The following is a 22811-nucleotide window of genomic DNA, read 5'->3' on the forward strand; positions in this document are numbered from 1 at the left end:
TAAAAAACATCAAATAAATTTTTTCTGCTAATCCGTCGGATTAACACCCGCAAAAGCCCTATGCCGGCTACTTACATTACAAAAATTAGAAATACTCATAATTTAAACCGGTTTAAATTATGAGTATTAAAAAAGGACTCCTGATACTGCCCTTCTAACATGAGTATTCATTCGGCTCTGCGTTAAAATTTAAACCGGTTGAAATTCATAATCAAAACTTACAGGCAAGACATGGTCATGTCAACTGGTAGAGGAAAGACTTTTGCAACCAGAGCCCATACCTCACCACTGATCGAACGCCAATTTCCTCTACAGGCCCTAATGCAACTGATGCAAACAATGGGTTTAGAGCCACTACTGCATGACACTCAGGTCCAACAAGCTCAATGCCCCATAGACGCCAACAGCCCGCTAGGAGGCTGTCCGACAATACTCAACCTAACCCGCAAGAACCATCACTTGTCCGCATCGCTCTTGTTCGACAACTGCCCCAGCACATAGCCTGCGATACCGCTCAGAATGGCACCGGTGATGTTTCCTTCCAACCGGCCCGCCAGACTTAGCACCACTGTGGCCGCAATCACACCCATCACTGTCACGGTTTTAAAAAACGACGGGCTGCGCAGTATATCCATGATGTTTTCCTTGGAATTAGCCACTGCGCGCCAGAACAGCCCCCACATCACCACCAGCCCCACCGTTGCCAGTACCGCCAGCCCCGCGATGTACTCGGGACTCAGCGCCACCACATCAATCACTGCTTGCGCCTCCATACCTTTATCCTCTGCTGCATTGCCGCTGCATAGCGGTCACCCAAGACCGTAAACATGGCGAAGTCTGGCGCAGATTGAAGCGATCGGCGAGTTTTGCTGGCATTCGCAGGCCAGAGAAGACTGTAAATCCCTGCGCACGCGGCATACGTACGTCCCTATACGTAAAAACGGCCGCGCTGGTGGGCGCGGCCGTTTTCGATGGCGCATCAAGACTGTCTGGCCGGTACTTGGGTACCGGCCGGCTGGACTTAGTCCTGCAGTACGCGCGGACGCTTGCTGCGCTGCTCGGCATCCGGTGCTGCCGCTTTCTGCAGCTGGAAGTCGAAATCCAGCTCAGCAAAAGAACCTTCAATACCACGGTCTTTGGCAGCGGCGGCATCGTCGATGAAGCGGATATCACCGACTAGACCATCGCGGGTAGCGTAAGCGAAGTCGTCCCACAGGAACTTGTCGCCAGCCAGGTTGATCTGGGTGGTCAGGTGACGGTGACCCGGTGCCGACACGAAGAAGTGCACGTGCGCCGGGCGCTGACCGTGACGGCCGAGCTGAGTCAGAACTTCCTGGGTGGTGCCTTCTGGCGGGCAACCGTAACCGGAGGGCACTATGCTGCGCACACGGTAGCGACCTTCAGCATCGGTGATGATACGACGACGCAGGTTAAACTCGGACTGGGTGGAGTCGAAGTAGGAGTAGGTGCCATTGGTGTTGGCGTGCCAGATATCGACCACGGCGCCGGCCACAGGCGTGCCATCGGTATCCAGAATACGCCCCTGCAGGAACATCACAGTACCGGGATCTGTACCGTCGTCCATGCGCGCTTCACCTTCGGACATAGGTGCGCCAGCCACGTAGAGCGGGCCTTCGATGGTACGCGGCGTACCGCCGGTGTGGCCGTCTGCAGCATCCTGGGCATCCAGCAACAGATCGAAGTAGTGCTCCAGACCCAGACCCGGCACCAGCAGGCCAGCTTCGCTGCCGGCGCCCATGCGGTTGAGGTAATCAACGCCTTTCCAGAACTCATCCTGGGTGACTTCAAGGTCTTCAATGATCTTGGCGGCATCGTTGACAATGCGCAGGATCAGCTGCTTCATCCGTGGGTTACCCTGTTCATTGTCCAGGCCTGCGGCCTTGTTGAACAGATCCTGTACCTGGTCGGTGTGAGCCAATTTAATGGTCATGATGCATTCCTCACTTCTTATTTAATTAGGGTAGTAGTTCGACTTAACGGTCATCGGCATGGATGGACGAAGCGTGGCGGCAAAGTGCCTCGACTTCGATATCCATATAGGGAAACAGCGGCAGCTGCATCAGGATATCGTGCAGTTCCTGGGTGCTGTCGACATCAAACAGGCTGTAGTTGGCGTACTGGCCGGCGATACGCCACAGGTGGCGCCACTTGCCCTCGTGCTGCAGGCGTTGTGCCAGAGCTTTCTCTTCAGCCTTGATCAGCTCGATTTTGGCCGGATCTATGTCCAGGGGGATATTGACGGTCATTTTTACGTGAAACAGCATTTATAGTATCTCCTGGGAAATGGTTATTTGCGGCTGAAGAACGCCAGACGCTCTTCATCGAGGGTCAGACCGATGCCCGGCGTGCGGGGCACTTCCAGCTGGAAATCACGGTATACCGGCGGCTCATTGACGATGTCTTCGGTCAGCAGCAGCGGGCCAAACAGCTCGGTGTGCCAGGTCAGTTTTTTCAGCGTCAGGAAGGCATGGGCGGCTGCCAGCGAGCCAACGCTGCCCTCCAGCATAGTCGCGCCGTAAAGGCCGATACCGGCGGCCTCAGCGATGGCTGCGGTACGCAGCACTGCCCGTGGGCCACCGTTCTTGGCAATCTTGAGGGCAAACACCGAGGCCGCGCCTTCGGCCGCCAGATTAAAGGCATCCTCGACGCACTCGATGGACTCGTCCGCCATAATCGGCGCCGGGCTGCGCTGGTTCAGGCGTACCTGACCGCTGCGATTGTTGCGTGAAATGGGCTGTTCGATCAGATCGATACCGTTGTCACCCAGCTCCTGGCAAGCGCGGATAGCCACCGCCTCATCCCAGGCCTGATTGACGTCGACACGCACCGAGCCGCGGTCCCCCAGAGCCTTCTTGATGGCGATCACATGCTTGAGATCGCGGCTGACTTCGTTGGCGCCAATCTTGAGCTTGAAGACACGGTGCCTGCGAATATCCAGCATGTGTTCGGCTTCGGCGATATCCTTTTCAGTGTTGCCACTGGCCAGGGTCCAGGCGACCTCCAGAGAGTCGCGCACGCGCCCGCCCAGCAGTTCGCTCACCGCCATACCCAGACGCTTGCCCTGGGCATCCAGCAGTGCCGTCTCGATACCGGACTTGGCAAAGGTATTGCCCTTGATGGTACGATCCAGGCGCTGCATGGCGGCATTGACGTTACTGGCATCCTGCCCTATCAGCAGGGGGGCGAAGAAACGGTCAATATTGGTCTTCATGCTGTCCGGGCTTTCGTTGCCATAGGCCAGACCGCCAATGGTAGTGGCCTCGCCTATACCTTCAATACCGTCGGCGCAGCGGATGCGCACAATCACCAGAGTCTGGTGCTGCATGGTGTGCATGGCCAGCTGATGCGGACGTATGGTTGGCAGATCAACGATGATGGTTTCAACCGACTCTATCGCACTAGAAATCATTTCAATACCCACTCGGTTCTAAACTTGCTTGAACCGATACTGACCTGAAAAAACGTCGGACTCCAATATTGAATTTGTCTGGTACTATACTCAGCAGGTATGGAAAGTCACTCGCCGCTATGGAGGCTCAATGGAACTGCGTCATCTGCGTTATTTCCAGGTACTGGCCCAGACACTCAACTTCACCCGCGCCGCCGAATTGCTGCACATCGCCCAGCCACCGCTGAGCAGACAGATACAGCAACTCGAAGAAGAACTGGGGGTGACCCTCATTGAGCGCAGCCGACCACTGCGCCTGACCGAGGCCGGGCGCTTCTTCCATGAGCACTCCAGTGCCCTGCTCGAGCAGTTGACCAAGGTCTGCGACAATACCCAGCGCATTGGCCAGGGCCGCAAACGCTGGATGGGAATCGGCTTTGCGCCCTCTACTCTCTATGGCGTGCTGCCGCAGCTAATCAGCCGTCTGCGCGGCGATGAGGGTATTGAACTGGGCCTGAGCGAGCTCACCACCGTGCAGCAGGTTGAGGCCCTCAAGGCCGGGCGCATCGACATCGCCTTTGGCCGTATCCATATTGCCGACCCCAGCATCCTCCAGATCGTGCTGACCGAAGATCCACTGGTCGCGGCGCTGCCCGCCAACCACCCGCTGCAGGGCAAGACAATTTGTCTTGCGGATCTTGCCCGCGAACCCTTCGTGCTCTACCCCGGCAATCCGCGCCCCAGCTACGCCGATCATGTGCTGCAGCTGTTTGCCCGCCATAGCCTGCGGCTGGATGTGGTGCAGTGGACCAACGAAATGCAGACCGCCATCGGCCTGGTCGCCGCGGGCATAGGCGTGACCCTGGTACCTTCTTCTGTACAGCAGCAGCACCGCCAGGACGTCCACTACATACCGCTACAGGAACAGGACGCCACCTCCCCCATCATCCTTAGTCTGCGCGCCAGCGACAGCTCTCCGCTGGTCAGCCATTGCCGGGAACTGATTGGGGAGTTTTTGGAAGAAGATGGTACGCCAACCGACAGTCCACCTGCTCAAGATCCTACGAGATGACACAACCTGCACTGCGCTATCCGGGCTACAGGTCGTTTTCCTCAACCTATTACTGGCTGAAGCTATTAACCCGGTGGACAAATAGGTTCCCTCCCTATTTGTCCGTCACGCCAGAAAAACTAGCGCAAGTGCATGGACTTGCTGGTTTTTCTGGCGTTCGCATTGGCCTGCGGCCAATGATGAAGCATCCCTGCTTCATGTATTAACCCGCCGGGTTAATAGCCAGCATTCGTACACACCAAAAAACACAAGGCCGGGGATATGTCCCCGGCCTTGTGTTTTCAGGAAAACCGCCCCCTGATCAGACTACCAGAGCCCAAACAGGTAACCGCGCTTGTGAGCTGACCCTGTACTGCGGGCCACCTGATTATTGCTGACGGTAATACGCATCTTGCGTTCACGGAACCAGCGATTCAGGGCCGCTTCAAGCTCCGCACACTGAGCCGCATATTCAGGGTCGAGGGCCAAATCCTGCAGCTCCCCAGGATCGGCTGCAAGATCAAACAGCTGCGGGCTGAAGTGCTCATAGTGCACATACTTCCAGCGCCCGTCGGTCACCATGAACGCCCTGGCCTGATCCGTTTCCAGCCCCAGTTCGATACGGGCCGGACGCCAGGCAAAATCGGCTTCGCTAAAGGCATGGGTGCGCCACTGGTCGGGCGCCTCCCCTCTGATCAAGGGCAGTAGCGAGCGCCCTTCCAGTACATGATCAAAACTGTCACCGTCGAGGCTGTCACCACAGGCCCAGTCGACGAAGGTTGGCACCAGGTCGATCGCTTCAACCAGCTGTTCGCAACGCACACCGCGGGTTGCATCGGCCTCCGCTCGGGGGTCAACCAGGATCATGGGAATCCGGGCACTGGCGTCATGAAACAGCTCTTTTTCGCCGAGCCAGTGATCCCCCAGGTAGTCACCATGGTCGGATGTCAGCACTATCAGGGTATTGTCCAGTTCGCCCTGCTGCTGGAGGAACGCCATTAAGCGGCCAATATGATCATCCAGCTGGGTAATGAGCCCCATATAGGTGGGAATGACGCGCTCGCGAACGTCGTCCTGTGCAAAGGCCGTCGATTCTGGGTGACCCATGAATGCCCCGACAACCGGATGGGGCTGCTGGCGCTCCTGCTCGCTGCGCACCACCGGCAGGATATCGTCCTTGCCATACATCTGGTGATAGGGGGCCGGGGCTATATAGGGCCAGTGTGGCTTGATATAACTCAGATGCAGACACCAGGGACTACCCTTGGACTGCTCAATAAACTCCATTGCCCGTCGGGTGCTGTAAGCCGTTTCCGAATCTTCTTCCCGTACCCGGGCAGCCAGGTGACTGTTGCGCATATACCAGCCGCTGAGGACTTCGCCGTCTTCACCCTGCGCCGAGTTGGCATAGTCGTGCCAGGGATTTTTTCCCTCATAGCCCTGACTGCGCAGGTAGTCGTTGTATTTGAGGTCCGGATTGACCGACTGATCCGGGTGCAGGCCGTCATCCCGTTCAAAGGGCTCAAAGCCACACTCGCCAATAAGGACGCCGCGGGACGATTGCGCATCGATACCCAAACGCTGCATGCCTTCATCATCGCGGCGCATATGGGTTTTTCCCACCAGCCCGACACGATAGCCTTCGGGCCTTAAATAATCGCCCAGGGTTTTCTCGCCGACGCGCAAAGGCACATTGTTATAGCTGGCACCATGGCTGGACGCATAACGGCCTGTATAAAAGGACATGCGTGAAGGACCACAAACCGGCGCCTGACAGTAAGCACGGGTAAAGTTGATCCCCCGTGCGGCCAGGGCGTCAATATGAGGCGTTTGGATACTTGGATGCCCATTGCAGGCCAAATAATCGGCGCGCAGCTGATCAGCCATGATAAACAGAATGTTGGGTTTCTTAGCCATCTCTCAACCTTTCAGGGTGCTGATGCGGGCACCTTTGCAGATACAGGGCACCACTGTGAATGTCAGCCTACTTTCCATTGACAGTCACACCGACACAATCCAGAATTTCACTAGGTGAAATAGGAGAGGCGTGAAAATGACCAAACAGATTCGCGCACTGGCACGGGGTCTCACAGTAGTCAACGCCATCAACGCGGCACCAGGCCCAGTCAGCCTCGGCGACTTGCATAAGGCGACGGGCATTGACCGGGCCACCCTGCTGCGCATTCTCGCCACTCTCGACCAGGAAGGCTGGATCTTCAGAGGCATGGGCGATCGTCTGTATCGCCTGGCGTACAAGCTGCATGAACTGGGAGAGCAGGTGCATATCCATGACGCCATTGCCCAAATTGCTGCCCCCGTACTGGAGCAGCTGCAACAAGAGTTGCACTGGCCCTGCGATATTTCCGTCTTTGATGGCGAAGGTATGGCGATTATCGAAACCTCGCGCTCACGCAGCCCCTTTGTGCTCAACCGGGAAGTTATTGGCTACAGGCCCAGCATGCTCAAGTCCGCCATTGGGCGCGCCTATCTCGCCTACTGTGACCCGCGGCGTCGGGAATCCATCCTCAGACGCGCTCGCAGCCAGGATAACGAGGAAGGCCGGCTGGCCGCAGACAGTGCCTACATTGAGCGCACCCTGCAGGACGTTCGCAACCGCGGGTTCGGCATGCGTGACTCAAGCCTTATGAGCCTGCCCGCCGATACGCTGGAAGAGTTCAGCGCCATGGCATTGCCAATCATTGTTCAGGATGACATCCAGGCATGCCTGAGCTTTGTGTGGATGAAGTCTGCCTACACGTCTCCCGGCATCGAAGATGCCTTCTACCAGCAGCTCAAACCTCGCGCCGATACCTTGGCTGAGCTATTCGAGGAGAACGGACTTTATTGATCAATTCGAGTCACAGGGTATTTCACCTAGTGAAATACCGCCTGTGAAAGTCCGCTCCAACCCCCTAGAGTGAGGTCGTACTCCACTCTAGCTCGTCTGTTGCATAAAGGTTGACCAATGATAACAACAACTCCAGACATGCCCCTTTTACGCTGGGCACAATTGCTGCGCCATGCCATCTTCCTGCTGCTGGCGACTACGCTGGTCGCAGGTACCTTCTATACGGCCCGCTTCGGTATCTACGACGATACTCTGGTGCGGGTCGGCGGCCTGGGCCTGGGCATTCTGCTTCTGCTGAGCCGGCCGGGAATCGCCGTATCCAAATTGCGATTGATAGTGGATATCGTGCTTTGCGCTCTGTTACTGGCCGCGCTGGCGCGTTATGCCCAGATTGCCGAAGCCATGGAAACGGGACTGTATTTTCTCGAACCTATCGATGTCGCGCTCGGTATTGGCGCTCTGATAGTGGTATTGGAAATGGCGCGCCGCATGGTGGGCCTGCCGCTGGTGCTGGTGTGCGCCACCGCGATCGCCTACGGCCTGTTTGGCCAGCAACTCGGCGGTATTCTCAGCCATACCGGCGTTAGCTGGCCAGATATGACCTTTACGCTCTGGTACAGCTTCGACGGTGTCTTTGGGCGCCCCCTTGCCGTCGTCGTCAGCACCATCATTATATTCATCATCTTTGGCGCTCTGCTGGAAGTACTCGGCGCCGGCGAAGTCTTGCTGAAACTGGCCATGCGCAGCCTGGGCTGGCTGCGCGGCGGCTCGGCTCATGCCGCTGTACTGGCGAGCGCGCTCTTTGGCTCTGTATCCGGTTCTGCCGTAGCCAACGTCGTCGGCACCGGTGTCGTCACTATTCCAATGATCAAACGCAGCGGCTTTTCCGCCCGCTTTGCCGGCGCGGTGGAAACCGCAGCCTCCAGCGGAGGCCAGATCATGCCGCCCATCATGGGCGCCGTGGCCTTCATCATGTCCGATCTGACCGGCATCCCGTATCTGCAGATATGCCTGGCCGCGCTGATTCCGGCGCTGCTCTACTACGGCAGCCTGTTTGCCTGCATCTCTGCCGAAGCACGCCGTGCCGGTATCGAACGCCCGGACCGGGACTCCCTGCCACGCATGTCACGCCATGACTGGCTGATGCTGTCAATTTTTGCCATACCTCTGGGTATCATTATCACCATGCTCATTGACGGAAAGTCGCCTGCGCTGGCTGGATTTTGGGCCACCTTGGTCGCCCTGTTACTGGGCGTGATAATCAACCCCAAGGTACGTTCAGTCGCCGCCCTGCGCCAGGCGATAACCAATGCTGCCTCCGCCAGTTCCACTATCCTGGTTGCGGTTGCAGCCGTAGGCATCATCGTCGGTGTTATGAATCTGACGGGCCTGGGTCTGCGCTTCGCAGCGCTCGCCCAGACACTCTCCGATGGCTCCCTCCTGATGTCCTTGCTGCTCATGGCACTCGCCTGCCTGGTCATGGGCATGGGCATGCCCACGGTACCCGCCTATCTGATCATCATTCTGGTCATGGGACCGGCCGTCGAAGCGCTTGGCGTACCTACAGTCGCAGCCCACCTGTTCGTGGTGTACTTCGCCGTCATGTCGGCAATCACACCTCCCGTAGCCTTGGCAGCCTTTGCCGCAGGCTCCATTGCCCAGGCAAACCCGATGGGAATCAGCCTGACGGCGGTGCGCCTGGCGCTAATCGGTTTTCTGGTGCCGTTCGCCTTCGCCTTTAACCCCTCGATGCTGCTGATTACCGACTTTTCAATCACCGAGTTCTGCTGGATCATGCTGCGCCTTGGTTTTGCGATCTGGATGCTCGCAGTCATGTCAGGGCGTAGCCCTCTGTGGACAGTCGCCAGTATTGCCAGCGCCGTTTGCCTCATCATGCCCACGCTGAGCTTGCAGGTCGCGGCCCTGCTGCTGAGCCTGGGAATAGAGGTGATTTACCGCACTCGACGCGCAGCAGTAAACCGCCCACTTCAGCCCGCCAGGAAAGTCTGAGTTCAATTAGCAAGGCCTTTGCCTCTAGGCAAAGGCCTTGATTGACCGCAACAACATTGACCCTATAAAACGCACCACCATAAAAAAGGAATCAATATGCTTAATTCCCTGTATAAGAAAAGCCTGTGCCTCGCGGCAACTCTGGCGGTATCGCTGACGCTTGCAACCCCATCCGCAGCGGCACAGAACATGCGCATGTCGACACTGGGGCCTGGCACCTCGCCCTATGTCGTCATGAACACCTTTGCCAATATCATCAACGAGAAACTGCCGGAATACAGCATCCAGGTGAATGCTACAGGTGCAGCCACCCGCCACGCCGTTGAGACGGCCATGGGGAAATCCCAGTTTTTCATGTCCTCACCCAACCTGCACCACCTGATGCAGACCGAGACAGGCCCCTTTTCCAAGGCTAAGGGTGTCGGCAAGCAGTCCGAAAAATTGCGCGCCCTCTTCAACTTTTCGATGGGCTACTACCATATTGCGACCTTTGCCGACTCAGGGATTAACGATTTCGAGGATTTAAAGGGCAAGCGTGTATTCCTGGGCCCACCGGGGGGCGTGGCTTACCAGACGTCACGCATGATTATCGAGGCCATGACCGGCTTCAAGGCAGACGAAGACTACACAGTGGTCGGCCTGGGCTGGGATGCCGCGGCACAAAGCTTCCAGGACGGCCATATTGACGTCTACTTTAACCCCACCCTGCCGCCGAGCCCGGTCATGAGCCAGGTGGTGCTGACCAACAGCATCCGGCTGCTGAGCCTGCCCCTGGACACCAGCAACAATCCTGGACTCCAGGCGCTGCTCAAGCGTCCAGGCTATGGCCTGGGCACCATAGCCGCCGGCACCTACGGGGAAAACCAGCTGACTCCCGGGGATATCAATACGGTGGGCGTTACTGTCGGTATCGTCACCAACCAGGACCTATCGGAAGAGACTGCCTATAAAATGACGAAAACCTTCTGGGAAAATATCGGCGAACGCGCACAACAGACCAAGATGCTAAGGAATATTACCCTGGAAAACGCCCTGGTTGATCTCAACATACCGCTGCATCCAGGTGCCGAGCGCTACTACCGTGAAGTCAAACTTGATATTCCCGCTGGGCTGTCGGCCAAATAAGAAAGCTAGGAGGCTGTAACCTCAGCATTCCACAAGGCCGGGAATATATCCCCCGGCCTTGTGCTTTCAGAGCCCAAACAGCTAACCGCGCCTGTGAGCTGACCCTGCACTGCGGACAAGCTGATTGTTGCTAACGCTAATACGCCTCTTGCGTTCACGGAACCGGCGATTCAGGGCCACCCTATCGGCCAGGTGACTGCTAATAGAGGTGGGCACTCCCCCTCATCAGCGACAAAGACAATCAGTGCCCGAACACCGACCAGCCGGTTCTTTGCACTAGCATTTCCAGTGCTTCGGTGCCCAGCTTGCTGTTGCCAATTTTATCCAGCCCCGGTGACCAGACGGCAATGGAGCCCTTGCCCGGCGCAATGGCGAGGATACCGCCGCCGACGCCACTTTTGCCCGGCAGGCCCACACGGTAAGCGAATTCCCCCGAACCATCATAGTGACCGCACATCAGCATCATCGAGTTGATACGCCGCGCCCGCTGGGCCGATACCACCCGCACACCGGTGTTGGCGTTAACGCCATCGGATACCAGAAACAGGCCCGCCTGGGCCAATTGCTGGCAGGTCATGGAAATGGAGCAGTGATGAAAGTAGGTGCCCAGCACCTGATCCACCGGATGCTTCAGACGGCCGAACGAGGCCATGAAATACGCCAGGGAAGCATTGCGATCGCCGGTTTTCAATTCCGAGCGTGCCACCTTTTCATCAATGCCGATACTGGAATCATTGGCGATAAAGCGCACGAACTGCAGAATCTCCGCCAGGGTTTCCCGAGGCTGATGCCCCATCATGATGGCATCTACAACGGCGATGGCGCCGGCATTGATAAAGGGATTGCGCGGCTTGCCGCTCTCATGTTCCAGCTGCACGATGGAATTGAACGGATCCCCCGAGGGCTCCCGCCCGACCCGCGACCAGACCGCATCGCCAAGTTTGCCCAGCGCAATGGTGAGGGTAAACACCTTGGAAATACTCTGGATCGAAAACAGATCACTGGCGTTGCCGGCACTGAAGGTGCGCCCATCCGCCAGCGCCACACTGATACCAAACTGCTGCGGATCAACGATGGCGAGCTCCGGAATATACTGCGCCACCTCGCCCCTGTCCTCCCGGGTGGATAGGGTTGCGGTGATCTCGTCCAGGATGTCCTGCATGGGTGCTCCGGCGGTGCTCTGTGTTGGAATGATTATCGTGCGGCGGCCGCATTATAACCGGGGCCTGAAAGCGAGCACTAGTGTACTGCTTCGCTCTAATGGGTGCTTATAGAGCCCGCCAATGCGTGTCCGGCAAGGCGCCGTTCGCCGGTAATAGTGGGGCTCTTGCCAAGAGGGGTAACGCAGCAGGGCGCGAATGGGCGCGCTCCCTGCGGGCGAGCCGCCAGAAGGTCGTCCGCGGTGTTGCATTTCCTTGAAACAGGCCCGCTATGGCTTCGAAATTGCGCCGTGCGGCCAACCTCCTGGCGACTCGCTAAAAGCGCCTCTAAGAGCGAAGCAGTACACTAGCGGTTGATTGCAATACTGAAATTGCAGGCACCAGATTCTATAGCCTCATCAAGGGTCAAGACCCTGAGGTTGACGGACAGCTGTCCGGGTGTATTTACGGCATTCTGCTGTACCCAGTCCGCCATTGCCTGCCTCCAGGCGTCCAGCGCGGATTCCACGGCGTTAACGTCCTCAAGCAGCATGGGGGGCGCCAACAGTATCGGGACACGGGACTCCAGACCCACAGCCAGCGGCATGACGAAATCGGCCTCCAAGGCCAGACGCAACGGTGGATCTGCCAATGCATGCAGTGCCGCCAGGCACTGCTGCTGAAATTCGTCCACAGATGCCAGCGCCACAGTGACCAACCTCGGGGTTTCCCTGGATTCCATTGCACACATCCTTGAGCCTGCTGTTTAAGTCAGGGGGCCTGTCTCCCCTGCGTGAACTATTAACCTGGCAGATGAATAGCCCCTGTGCGGGCAAAAAACGCTAACGGCGGCGCAAAAGGCGGATGCCCGTCATGCTGGCGCGACCGCTCGCTTGCATGCCGGTGCTTTCATGGCCGCCTCAATCTTACTGACCCGCCGCCGCGACAAAAGCGATTTCCACCAGCAGTTCCGGCCGTGCCAGTTCCGCTTTTACGCAGGCGCGACTGGGCGCGCAACCTGCCGGCAGCCAGGCCTCCCAAGCGGCGTTGAAGCCCGCGAAGTTGGCGAAATCGGTAACATAAATGGTCACGGACAGAATGCGCGACTTGTCACTGCCCACGGATGCCAGCGATGCCTCGGCCTGCTCGAAAATCTGCTGCGCCTGCCCGACGATGTCCGTGCTGGTATCACCTTCGGCGACTTCAACAAAGTGCGCGATACCGTTGTAAACAGTGGCGTCCGACCAGCGCGGACAGGGATTGATACGTTGAATATCCACAGAGCAACCCTGAAAAATGGATGATGAAATCAGGCCCGGATAATAACGGATTCCTGCTGGCGCGGTAAGGGCTTCAGGGTGAGCGAGGTGCGAGGTGCGAGGTGCGAGGAGCAAGGATAAAGGTGTGAAAAGTGCAAGTCCGCTTTTGTAGAGGCACATCAGCCCGGAATCATACGCCGAAGGTGGACCAGCGCCTGCAGGGGCCCGCCCGACTATCTATTGGTCAGCCAAGTTAATAACCCGAATTAATAGCACTGATCTGCAGCGGGGGGAAGCCACTGCCGGGCGTCACCGTGAAACCAAATCAATACTGTAGTGAACCAGTTTCAACAGACTAATCAGTATTGTGGTGTACAAATGTAACCGCGAAAACAACTTACAATTCTCAAAGGTGACCGCAGTGAATTCGAATAACCTAAAAACAATGCTCATATCCGTAGCCGCCACCACCGCGCTTGCCGTGGCCTCCTTTATGACCACAGCATCGGCAGACAGTTATCCCAGCAAGCCGGTGAACTACATTATTCCGTTCAATGCCGGTGGCGAATCGGACCTGTCAGCCCGCTTCCAACAGGCATCCTTCGAGAAGGTCGCCGGAGCTCCCACAGTCATTCAGTATATGGCGGGCGCTGGCGGTGCCTCCGCCTGGTCACAGCTGAATGGCATGCCCGGGGATGGCTATACCATCATGGGCATCAATATTCCCCATACAATTCTGCAACCGCTACAAAAAGAAGTCGGCTATCAAACGGATGACCTGACACCGGTTCATTACTTCCATTACACACCGGATGCCATTTTCGTCCCGACCGATAGTCCGTTCAAGACCCTGTCCGATCTGATGGACTATGCCAGTAAGAATCCGGCCATGGTCACTTTCAGCGGCTCGGGCTCCAACTCCTCCAATAACATCGCCCAGGTGCGTTTCGATGAACTGGCCGGCGTAACCACTACCTATATCCCGTTCAGCGGCACCGGCCCGGCCGTGACGGCAGTCTTGGGCAGTCAGGTCATGGCCGGTTTCAACTATGCCACCTCCGGCTCGAACTACGGTGACAAGCTGCGCATGCTGGCGGTAGCGGCGGAGGAACGTCTGCCCGCATTCCCTGATGTACCCACCTTCCGTGAACTGAATCTCGACCTGGTCGGCGGTGCCTATCGTGGCGTCGCAGTACCTTCGTCCACCCCTGAAAATGTCAAACAGAAGGTGTCGGATATCGTTTCGGCCATTAACGCCGATCCTGACTTCAAGCAGAAAATGGAAGACGGTGGTTTTGTGCTGACCGATATCACCTATGACAAGATGGACGATTTCATAGCAGCCAAGACCAAGGAATACACTGCTGTAGCAGAAAAACTCGGCATCACTGCCAAGCGCTAAGGGAGCGACCCGAGTATGGAAATGCTGACGTATCTATTTGAGGCGCTTACACCTCTCAACCTGCTTATGGCGCTTGCCGGAGTCGTTGCCGGCACGGTAATTGGCTCCATGCCGGGCCTCTCTGCAACCATGGCGGTGGCGGTTCTGGTGCCGTTCACCTACACGATGTCTCCGGCATCCGGTTTGATCATGCTGGGTGCCATCTATACAGGTGCCATCTATGGCGGTGCCTTCTCCGCCATCTTGGTGAATACGCCTGGTACGCCGTCCGCCATCGCCACCACCTTTGACGGATTTCCGATGGCCAAGCGGGGGGATGGAGCGCTTGCCATCACCCTTGCGACCATCGCCTCGGTGGTTGGTGGCCTGGTCGGCGGCATCAGCCTGCTGCTGCTGGCTCCGCCACTGGCGGAGGTGGCGCTGGCGTTCGGACCGGCGGAGTACTTCTGGCTGGCGGTGTTCGGCCTGACACTCATATCGGCTCTGTCGGTGGGCAACACCACCAAGGGGCTGATCGGTGCCTGTATCGGACTGCTGCTATCCGTCGTCGGGGTTGCGGTTGTCGGCGGCGATATCCGCTACACCTTCAACAGTCAGGCGCTGCTCGGTGGTATCGATATCACCTCGGCGATTATAGGTCTTTACTGCATCCCGGTACTGATTGACCTGGTCGCAACGCGGGATCCGCATATCGCGCCACAGCCGGTGAAACACCGCTCTTATTTAACCGAGGCAGTACGGATTGCGCTGCGCGGAAAATTCAATATGCTGCGCAGCTCCGTCATCGGCACCATTGTGGGCATTCTGCCAGGTGCAGGCGGGTCTATCGCAGGCCTGGTGTCCTATACGGAAGCCCGACGTGCATCCCGTCATCCCGAACGCTTTGGCAAGGGCGAACCCGATGGGCTGATTGCCACTGAGTCGGCCAATAACGCAACCGTTGGCGGTGGCTTCATCCCGACACTCGTGCTCGGGATTCCCGGTACGCCGCCCGATGCGATCATTCTCGGCGCCCTGCTGGTGCAGGGCATCAAGATCGGACCGACGCTTTTCACCACCCAGGGTGACATCGTCTATACGTTCATTTACGGCCTGCTGATTGCCACACTGCTGATGCTGCCGGCGGGCCTGCTGCTGGGACGCTATGCTTTCAAGTCCATTTCACGCACGCCCAAGACACTACTGGTACCCACGATTGCGTTCCTGACCGTGATAGGCAGTTTTGCCATTCACAGCAACAGCCACGATACACTGACGATGTGCATTCTCGGCGTGCTGGCATGGGTACTTAATCGTTATGGTTTTGCACCGTCTCCGATCGTGCTGGGACTGGTACTGGGACAGATTGCAGAACAGGGCTTCGTGCAGACGTACCTGATCGGCAACGCCCAGGGTGCAATCGTCGAAATGTTCTTCGGTCGCCCGATCAGCCTGGCCATCATTATCTGCGCGGCCCTGACCCTGCTCTACCCTCTGATTGGCGAGCACCTGAAGCGCCGCAAAGACAGCAAGGCTGGCGTGGAACGGGATATTACCGCAGCAGCGGCTCAGCCCCTTACGACCTGCCGCTCTTCTGCCGTTATCGGCTTCGCGGCACTCTTTATCGCCACAGGCGTTGGCGCCTATGTCGAGACCCAGGACATGTCGGCCATGGGTGCGGTATTCCCGGGAACCATCGCCACCCTGCTGGTCGTGCTGTCGGCAATCCTCGCGGTGCAGCAGTTGCGCCGGCCGCGCCGGCAAACCCTGATAGCGGGCACCACTGCATCTGAGGCTCCCGGTGCGTCCAATATCCGCCGCCTCGTTACGGTCATCGTACTGGGTGCGTGGGCACTGCTGCTGCCGGTGCTTGGCTTCTTTGTCTCGAGCTGGCTGGCGTTCGTGGCGCTGACGGCGGCGACTACCTTCGAATGGCCAGACAAAAAGGAAATCATCGTCAACCTGATCAGCTCAGTCGCTATCGTTGGCGGATTTTACCTTCTGATGTCCAGGGTTCTGCTGATCAGAATGCCGGACGGCCTCTTCTTCTAAAAACCACCGATATCCTGGCGCCGTATCCGTTGCGAAAGCGGTGTGAAGAAGGCGCCAGGATGCCAGCGCATGGAAGGAACACAGAATGAACAGCACTATCAAGAAGCACAGGATTGCGGTTATTCCCGGTGACGGCATCGGTCACGAAGTGGTACCCGAGGGGCTACGTGTACTGGATGCAGTCAAAAACAAGTTCAATATCGATCTTGAGTTTGAACACTTTGAATTTGCATCCTGCGATTATTACCTGCAGCACAACAAAATGATGCCGGACGACTGGAAGACACAGATCGGTACTCATGACGCCATTTTCTTTGGCGCCGTGGGCTGGCCCGACAAAGTACCGGACCACATTTCCCTCTGGGGCTCGCTTATTCAGTTCCGTCGCCAGTTTGATCAGTATGTATGCCTGCGCCCGGTAAAACTGATGCCGGGCGTTCCCTCGCCGCTTGCCAATCGAAAAGTGGGCGATATTGATTTTTATGTCGTGAGGGAAAACAGCGAAGGCGAATACTCCAGTATGGGCGGCCGAATCTTCGACGGCACAGACCAGGAAACCGTACTGCAGGAGAGTGTCTTCACGCGCCGCGGCACAGACCGGATCATGAAATATGCGTTTGAACTTGCCCGCAGGCGCAACAGCCATGTTACCTCGGCAACCAAGTCGAACGGCATTTCCATTTCAATGCCCTTCTGGGACGAGCGTTTCTCCGCCATGGCGGAACAGTACCCGGATGTCCGGGCTGACAAATATCATATCGACATACTGACGGCACACTTTGTTCGCAACCCCGACTGGTTTGACGTGGTGGTCGCATCCAATCTGTTCGGGGACATTCTTTCGGATCTCGGCCCCGCCTGCACCGGCACTATCGGAATCGCCCCATCCGCCAACCTGAATCCGGAAAACCTATTCCCGTCACTGTTTGAACCGGTACATGGCTCTGCGCCGGATATCTATGGCAAGGGAATCGCCAACCCGATTGGTCAGATCTGGAGCGGCGCCATGATGCTTGATCACCTTGGTTACTTTGATGCAGCCAATTCAATTATGACGGCCATCGAAACGGTACTGGCAGAAGGCCCCCGCACACCGGATATGGATGGTCATGCAACAACCGAAGATGTCGGCAAGGCGGTTGCATCCGCCATTTAATTGAACAAGTCTATAGATTGAGTGCCCGCGAGTGGTATAACCAGTCGCGGGCCAGCTTTTAGGGGCGCTGTTTACCACAGTGCCCTTTTTATCTTTCCTGCATTTTCTATCAGAAACGACTCTCTGAGATAATCCACAAAAACGGCAACCTTGGCAGAAAGATTCGCCTTCTCAAGATAAACAGCATAAATATCCGCCGGCGGCGTCGAGTAATCCTCAAGCAGCAGTTCCAATCGGCCACTGCGTACGTACTTCGCCAAATCCCACTCTGCTCTCATCAATATGCCGTGGCCATCCAAAGCCCACTTCAGCGCCACCTCGCCGTCGTTGGTACTCAGTCTGGTATGGACCTTGATCGACTCCGTCCTGTCGCCACGGGTCAGGCGCCACAAACTTGAAGACTGATTATTCTGGCGTAACACAATGCAGTTATGCCCTGACAACTCTGCGGCCGAATTCGGTCGGCCATGCTGTGCCAGGTATGAAGGTGCGGCGCACAGTAATCGTCTGTTATCAGCCACTTTTCGAGCAACCAGACGCGAATCGGGTATATCACCAAAACGTATGACTACGTCTATTGATTTGTCAGGCAGGTTCACCGGGGCATCGGTTAGCGTAAGTTGAACCTCCACTTCGGGATAAAGCTTGATGAACTCCGAAACAACGGGCGAAAGATAGCGACGACCAAACCCAAGTGGCGCATTGACTCGCAGCAAACCTCCGGGGGTTTCCTTTCGGTTTGAAACCAGAAGTTCCATTTCATCAATATCGGACAGAATCAAGACCGCGCGAGACAGATAAATTTCGCCCTCTGTCGTCAGGCTTATCTTCCTGGTCGTACGGTTAACAAGCCGAACACCCAGCCGTTTTTCCATCAACGCCAAACGTTTTGTCACCGCCGACGGCGTTATATCGAGATCCCGCGCCGCCGCCGCAAGGGATTGATTCCTGGACAAAGTGACGAAGAAATACAGATCCGAGATATTACTCATAATGAACCTTCAGGAAATACTGATTTGAGCAGATTTCAATCATACATTATTCACAGGGTATAGAATAGAAAAACCAAATCGGCACTATAGAAAACCTTTTTAGCATTCAAAAAATATAAATAATTTTAAATTGAAAACATTAAATACAAATTTAAATTTTTACCCCAAATACCTAATCATACATAAGTAAGGAATAGAGCCTTGAATAAAGAAGAAGCGATCCTAGGACTGACCGATACTATGGCGAAATTTACCAGCTATATCGGCAAGCGTTTACCCAGAGATGTTATAAAGAAACAAGCTGAACTGCGCAAGCTGGAAACCAACCCCCTGGCGATAGAAATCTACGACGTCATGGCCGAAAATCAGGACGCCGCAGACAAGCTGGACCGTCCCAGCTGTCAGGATACCGGAGTAATACAGTATTTTATTGCCGCCGGCTCGAACTTCCCATTGCTTGGTGAGCTGGAGGGTATTCTTGAAAATGCAACCCTGGGAGCGACCAGGTTAGGACCGCTGCGCCACAATGCCGTAGAAACATTTGATGAGAAAAACACCGGTACAAACACCGGCTCGAAAATCCCCTGGCTGGATTGGGAAATCGTCCCCGGTGAAGACAGTGCAACCATCGATGTCTATATGGCGGGTGGCGGTTGTACCCTGCCAGGCGCATCCAAGGTCCTGATGCCAGGGCAAGGATACGAAGGTGTAGCAGAATTTGTTCTGGACGTAATAACCTCACGGGGTATTAACGCCTGCCCACCTCTGCTGGTCGGCGTGGGCGTTTCCACCTCAGCCGAAACAGCTGCACGTCTGTCTAAAAAAGCGATTCTCCGCCCTGTCGACTCGCGCCACCAGAACGATAATGCCGCCAAAATGGAAGAACTGCTGGAAGAGGGGCTCAACGAATTGGGCATAGGTCCCCAGGGACTGACCGGTAATAACAGTGTCATGGGTGTGAATATCGAGTCATCGGCTCGGCACCCGTCAACCATTGGGGTCGCTGTATCGACAGGATGCTGGTCTCACCGCAGAGGCAAGATTCGTATTAATTCGGACCTTTCCTATGAAATAATGTCCCACGACGGAGTAGTACTGTGAAAAAAATCCTGACAACACCCATTAAAGACGAAGACCTTGCAGAGCTGAAAGTCGGCGATATCGTTTACCTTACGGGCCAACTGGTAACTTGCCGTGATGTCGCTCACAGGCGTCTTGTTGAACTGGGAAGAGAGCTGCCGGTGGATATCGTTGGCGGTGCCATTTTTCATGCCGGCCCCATAGTCCGTGAAAACGAGGATGGCAGCCATGAAATGATTTCAATCGGCCCCACTACGAGCATGAGAATGGAAAAATTTGAACGTCACTTTATCGAAGAAACAGGCGTAAAACTCATCATCGGTAAAGGCGGCATGGGGCCGGAAACCGCCGCAGGCTGCCGTGAAAACAAAGCCGTACACGCCGTTTTCCCTGGTGGCTGCGCGGTTGTGGCCGCAACCAAGGTGGAAGCGATAGAAGGCGCTGAATGGAAAGACCTAGGAATGCCGGAAACCCTTTGGATAAATCGTGTCAGAGAGTTTGGCCCTCTTATCATTTCCATAGACACGCAGGGAAATAATATTTTCGAAACTAACAAGGCCCGATTCAATGAGAAAAAGGGACCGATTCTCGAAAAAATTTCAAACCAGCTAAAATTCATAAAATAATCAAGTTTACATAAGATCAGTTAAAGCTCGCGCAACTTCACCAAACAAGCCACTTTAAAACAGAAGTTGCGCGAATTGTTTACCCATAAAACCCGGTATTAGTAACATAATTAAGGTTCACCAGTATGAGAAACGAGCATTTCCGAGACATTCTCGAAGCATCAAGCCTGGAGCGATTGGGCTCAGTCTATAGCCCCTTGACGGCGAGAATGGCCCGAGATGTCGGGTTTGAATATGGTATTGTGGGTGGATCCATTGCCGCCATGGCACTGCTAGGAGTCCCCGATATCAGCCTGATTTCATCCACTGAACTGGTTGATTTTGTAAGAAGAATTACCCAATCGAGCAGCCTTGCAATAATCGTGGATGGCGATGGAGGCTACGGCAACCCACTCAATGCCATGCGGCTAGTCGCAGACCTTGAACAGGCCGGCGCCCACGCGGTTACGCTTGAGGATACGGTATTTCCAGTTCCGCAAAATAAATGTACAGGACCGCTGGTAGACCCCGAACGGCATGCTGTAAAACTAAAGTCAGCTCTTCAGGCCCGAAAATCGCTATCCTTTGGGATCATAGCGAGAACATCAGTATTAAAGAATGAATCTACCGAAAGCGTTCTGGATCGAATTTCATTATATGCTTCAACCGGTGTAGACGCGATTTGTCTGACCCAGGTTGAGGATATCAACCTCCTGAAGCGCGTATCCTCATCGATAGACCTGCCCCTGATGTTAATAAACCACAACAACGAAGACCTAATGTCCCCTGCCGAGCTTAATGAAAATAGAGTAAGGCTCTATCTTTCCGGGCATCAGTCTTTTGAAGCATCACTGGTCGCAAGCTACCTTTCATATCTGTCACAACGGGATAATACGAGCCTGTCCAGAGTACTTGGCGCGAAGGAAATCGCCAGTATCTATAACAATGAGACACTCTACGCAAATCTTATAGAAGAATTTATGTAAATAGCCTGCCGCACTCGCTCATTAAATGGTTGCGCTGTACAAAAAACATCAGCTCCCAGGGCAACAGGCAGCACAAGCAACAGCAGCCAGGGAAATACTCACCCGTGGTCATTTCCGGGCGCCCCTGCCCTGGACCAGGCCAGCATGGCGCAGCGGACTCCGAAAGTGCAGGTATCAGCCACCGGGTTACGGGAATACTAGGGCCGCTGCTTCTCCCTGCTGTCGAAACCCACTACAATGCCCGCTTTTCGGCATCAATCACCAAACAGACAGCGCGTCACAGGACAGGCCTTGGGCATCACACTCGGAAAGCGGCTTGCACAGATCGACGCCATGGTCACAGCCGACTATGCCCATATCTGGGATTGTTGCTGCGACCACGGCTTACTGGGGGCGAAGCTGCTGTCACGCCACGCCGCAAGCTGCATCCACTTTGTCGACCGAGTGCCCGCGCTTATGCACGCGCTGGAGGCGAAGCTGCAGCATTTCTATCCGCTGGAATTAACGCAACCAGGGCCACAATCAGAGCCAGAAGCGCGCGCCCTTTCGCCGCGAGCCTTGCCACACTGGCAAGTGCACTGTCTCGATGCTGCCGCCCTGCCGCTGCAGCAACACTCAGGAAAACATCTGGTGATTATCGCGGGTGTCGGAGGTGATCTGATGATGCAACTGGTCGCCGCGATTCATAAGAAGCATCCCGCGACGGATATCGACTTCCTGCTGTGCCCGGTACACCACCAGTTTGCACTCAGAGAGCAACTGATCCAGCTGAATTTTGGCCTCAAGGAAGAAGCTCTGGTGGCAGAGAATCAGCGTTTCTACGAAGTCCTGCTGGTCTGCACCCATGCCGCCAGCAACCAAGACTGTGGAGAAATCAGCGCCGTTGGCCAGCAGATATGGCAGTCATCCTGCAGCGCACAGGCACGGACGGCATCGGCCTACCTGAGCAAGACCATCCGGCATTATCTAAGGATACAACGGGGTAATGCTGTTGATGTGCAGTCTATTATCCAGGCATACCAGGCTGTGACTGTTAGCCCGGCGACCGATAGTTAATACATGAAATAGATATAGCTATATTGAATGCCATTTTAACGAGTTAAATGACCTCCGGCAAAGCCGGAGGCTTATCAGGGGACGCCCTCAAAGGGCTATCAGTTGCGCCCAAGGCGCTACATCATCCCCAACCTCAGTTGATCCCGATGTTCATCCGCTTTCTCCTGATTACGGATGTACTCACGAACCATCTCTTCATCCAGGCCCACCGTCGAGACGAAGTAGCCTCTTGCCCAAAAATATTCGCCATTGAAATTTCTCTGACGACCTCTGAATTGTCTTGCGATAGCGATCGCACTTTTGCCCTTGAGGTAGCCAACCACGTTGGATACCGAGTACTTGGGCGGAATGCTGATACACATGTGGATGTGATCCGGCATCAGGTGTCCCTCAACGATCTTCACGCCCTTGCGTCCTGCAAGCTCATGGAAAATTTCTCCCATGTACCGGCGCAACTTCCCATAGATCACCTTTCGCCTCTTCTTCGGGATGAACACCACGTGGTACTTACAATCCCAGCGCGTATGCGCCAAACTTTCATAGTCTCGCATAGGGTTTCCTTCTGCTTTCTTGGTCGAAAGACGAAGGTACATTGACCGTAGCCTCGGTCAAACCTATGCGAGTCACCCCGGCATAGCCGGGGGTTTACCCCTGATTAATTA

General features: G+C 55.7%; 21 protein-coding genes. 11 read left to right on the top strand and 10 right to left on the bottom strand.

Translation table 11 applies throughout. The annotated features are described in order from the left end of the window. Positions 1 to 455: 455 nt before the first annotated feature. The 4 genes from MPRO_RS11355 to MPRO_RS11370 form a co-directional block, all read right to left on the bottom strand. Positions 456 to 773 (bottom strand): hypothetical protein, encoded by a 318-nt coding sequence (locus MPRO_RS11355; protein WP_067292066.1) that lies wholly within the window; start codon positions 771 to 773, stop codon positions 456 to 458. 248 nt (positions 774 to 1021) lie between these two features. Beyond that, positions 1022 to 1951, bottom strand: coding sequence for a catechol 1,2-dioxygenase (catA, locus tag MPRO_RS11360; protein ID WP_067292069.1), 930 nt, complete (start codon positions 1949 to 1951; stop codon positions 1022 to 1024). A 43-nt stretch (positions 1952 to 1994) separates the two neighbouring features. After that, positions 1995 to 2285 carry a muconolactone Delta-isomerase gene (gene catC / locus MPRO_RS11365; RefSeq protein WP_067292071.1) on the bottom strand — a complete coding sequence of 97 codons (291 nt, stop codon included), beginning with the start codon at positions 2283 to 2285 and terminating at the stop codon, positions 1995 to 1997. A gap of 23 nt (positions 2286 to 2308) precedes the next feature. Then, the gene (locus MPRO_RS11370; protein WP_173645507.1) at positions 2309 to 3430 is read right to left on the bottom strand and encodes a muconate cycloisomerase family protein; all 1122 of its coding nucleotides are present in this window, start codon (positions 3428 to 3430) and stop codon (positions 2309 to 2311) included. A gap of 130 nt (positions 3431 to 3560) precedes the next feature. Between MPRO_RS11370 and MPRO_RS11375 the strand changes: the two genes are divergently transcribed. Further along, on the top strand, positions 3561 to 4481 hold the full coding sequence (locus MPRO_RS11375) for a LysR family transcriptional regulator (protein WP_067292072.1): 921 nt from the start codon (positions 3561 to 3563) through the stop codon (positions 4479 to 4481). Positions 4482 to 4787: 306 nt separating this feature from the next. Here MPRO_RS11375 and MPRO_RS11380 read toward each other — a convergent pair whose 3' ends face one another. Next, positions 4788 to 6377, bottom strand: coding sequence for an alkaline phosphatase family protein (locus MPRO_RS11380; protein WP_067292074.1), 1590 nt, complete (start codon positions 6375 to 6377; stop codon positions 4788 to 4790). A 136-nt stretch (positions 6378 to 6513) separates the two neighbouring features. On the opposite strand from MPRO_RS11380, the gene MPRO_RS11385 reads away from it, so the two are divergent. The 3 genes from MPRO_RS11385 (at position 6514) to MPRO_RS11395 (ending at position 10443) form a co-directional block, all read left to right on the top strand. Then, on the top strand, positions 6514 to 7308 hold the full coding sequence (locus MPRO_RS11385; protein ID WP_067292076.1) for an IclR family transcriptional regulator domain-containing protein: 795 nt from the start codon (positions 6514 to 6516) through the stop codon (positions 7306 to 7308). Positions 7309 to 7425: 117 nt separating this feature from the next. Next, a complete protein-coding gene (locus MPRO_RS11390; RefSeq protein ID WP_082708676.1) occupies positions 7426 to 9318 on the top strand; it encodes a TRAP transporter permease in 1893 nt (630 codons plus the stop codon). A 96-nt stretch (positions 9319 to 9414) separates the two neighbouring features. Then, a complete protein-coding gene (locus MPRO_RS11395; RefSeq protein WP_067292079.1) occupies positions 9415 to 10443 on the top strand; it encodes a TAXI family TRAP transporter solute-binding subunit in 1029 nt (342 codons plus the stop codon). A 241-nt stretch (positions 10444 to 10684) separates the two neighbouring features. Here the strand turns inward: MPRO_RS11395 and MPRO_RS11400 are convergent, their stop codons facing one another. From MPRO_RS11400 to MPRO_RS11410, 3 genes are all read right to left on the bottom strand, one after another. Continuing rightward, the gene (locus tag MPRO_RS11400; RefSeq protein WP_067292080.1) at positions 10685 to 11605 is read right to left on the bottom strand and encodes a glutaminase; all 921 of its coding nucleotides are present in this window, start codon (positions 11603 to 11605) and stop codon (positions 10685 to 10687) included. Between the two features lie 344 nt (positions 11606 to 11949). Continuing rightward, positions 11950 to 12324 (bottom strand): hypothetical protein, encoded by a 375-nt coding sequence (locus MPRO_RS11405; RefSeq protein WP_067292083.1) that lies wholly within the window; start codon positions 12322 to 12324, stop codon positions 11950 to 11952. Between the two features lie 184 nt (positions 12325 to 12508). Next, positions 12509 to 12862, bottom strand: coding sequence for a RidA family protein (locus tag MPRO_RS11410; RefSeq protein WP_067292086.1), 354 nt, complete (start codon positions 12860 to 12862; stop codon positions 12509 to 12511). 400 nt (positions 12863 to 13262) lie between these two features. Here MPRO_RS11410 and MPRO_RS11415 point away from each other — a divergent pair, with 400 nt between their 5' ends. The 3 genes from MPRO_RS11415 to MPRO_RS11425 all read left to right on the top strand — a co-directional run bounded on the left by MPRO_RS11415 (position 13263) and on the right by MPRO_RS11425 (position 17430). Next, positions 13263 to 14243, top strand: a complete 981-nt coding sequence (locus MPRO_RS11415; protein ID WP_245635085.1) for a tripartite tricarboxylate transporter substrate binding protein — start codon at positions 13263 to 13265, stop codon at positions 14241 to 14243. A gap of 15 nt (positions 14244 to 14258) precedes the next feature. Further along, on the top strand, positions 14259 to 16274 hold the full coding sequence (locus tag MPRO_RS11420; RefSeq protein WP_067292092.1) for a tripartite tricarboxylate transporter permease: 2016 nt from the start codon (positions 14259 to 14261) through the stop codon (positions 16272 to 16274). 85 nt (positions 16275 to 16359) lie between these two features. Next, a complete protein-coding gene (locus MPRO_RS11425; protein ID WP_067292095.1) occupies positions 16360 to 17430 on the top strand; it encodes a tartrate dehydrogenase in 1071 nt (356 codons plus the stop codon). Between the two features lie 71 nt (positions 17431 to 17501). On the opposite strand, the gene MPRO_RS11430 is transcribed toward MPRO_RS11425, so the two are convergent. Continuing rightward, positions 17502 to 18422, bottom strand: coding sequence for a LysR family transcriptional regulator (locus tag MPRO_RS11430; protein WP_067292098.1), 921 nt, complete (start codon positions 18420 to 18422; stop codon positions 17502 to 17504). A 201-nt stretch (positions 18423 to 18623) separates the two neighbouring features. On the opposite strand from MPRO_RS11430, the gene ttdA reads away from it, so the two are divergent. The 4 genes from ttdA to MPRO_RS11450 all read left to right on the top strand — a co-directional run bounded on the left by ttdA (position 18624) and on the right by MPRO_RS11450 (position 22149). Next, positions 18624 to 19523, top strand: coding sequence for a L(+)-tartrate dehydratase subunit alpha (ttdA, locus tag MPRO_RS11435; protein ID WP_082708678.1), 900 nt, complete (start codon positions 18624 to 18626; stop codon positions 19521 to 19523). After that, positions 19520 to 20128: a L(+)-tartrate dehydratase subunit beta gene (gene ttdB / locus MPRO_RS11440; RefSeq protein ID WP_067292101.1), complete on the top strand. Its 609-nt coding sequence runs from the start codon at positions 19520 to 19522 to the stop codon at positions 20126 to 20128. The genes ttdA and ttdB overlap by 4 nt, the downstream gene beginning before the upstream one ends. Positions 20129 to 20253: 125 nt before the next feature. Further along, complete coding sequence (locus tag MPRO_RS11445) at positions 20254 to 21093, top strand: isocitrate lyase/PEP mutase family protein (protein WP_067292104.1); 840 nt, start codon at positions 20254 to 20256, stop codon at positions 21091 to 21093. A 291-nt stretch (positions 21094 to 21384) separates the two neighbouring features. Next, positions 21385 to 22149, top strand: a complete 765-nt coding sequence (locus MPRO_RS11450) for a tRNA (adenine(22)-N(1))-methyltransferase (RefSeq protein WP_245635086.1) — start codon at positions 21385 to 21387, stop codon at positions 22147 to 22149. A 116-nt stretch (positions 22150 to 22265) separates the two neighbouring features. Here the strand turns inward: MPRO_RS11450 and tnpA are convergent, their stop codons facing one another. Continuing rightward, positions 22266 to 22700, bottom strand: a complete 435-nt coding sequence (gene tnpA, locus MPRO_RS11455) for an IS200/IS605 family transposase (RefSeq protein WP_067292106.1) — start codon at positions 22698 to 22700, stop codon at positions 22266 to 22268. Positions 22701 to 22811: the final 111 nt, after the last annotated feature.

The organism is Marinobacterium profundum, from assembly GCF_001528745.1.
GTDB lineage: Bacteria > Pseudomonadota > Gammaproteobacteria > Pseudomonadales > Balneatricaceae > Marinobacterium_A > Marinobacterium_A profundum.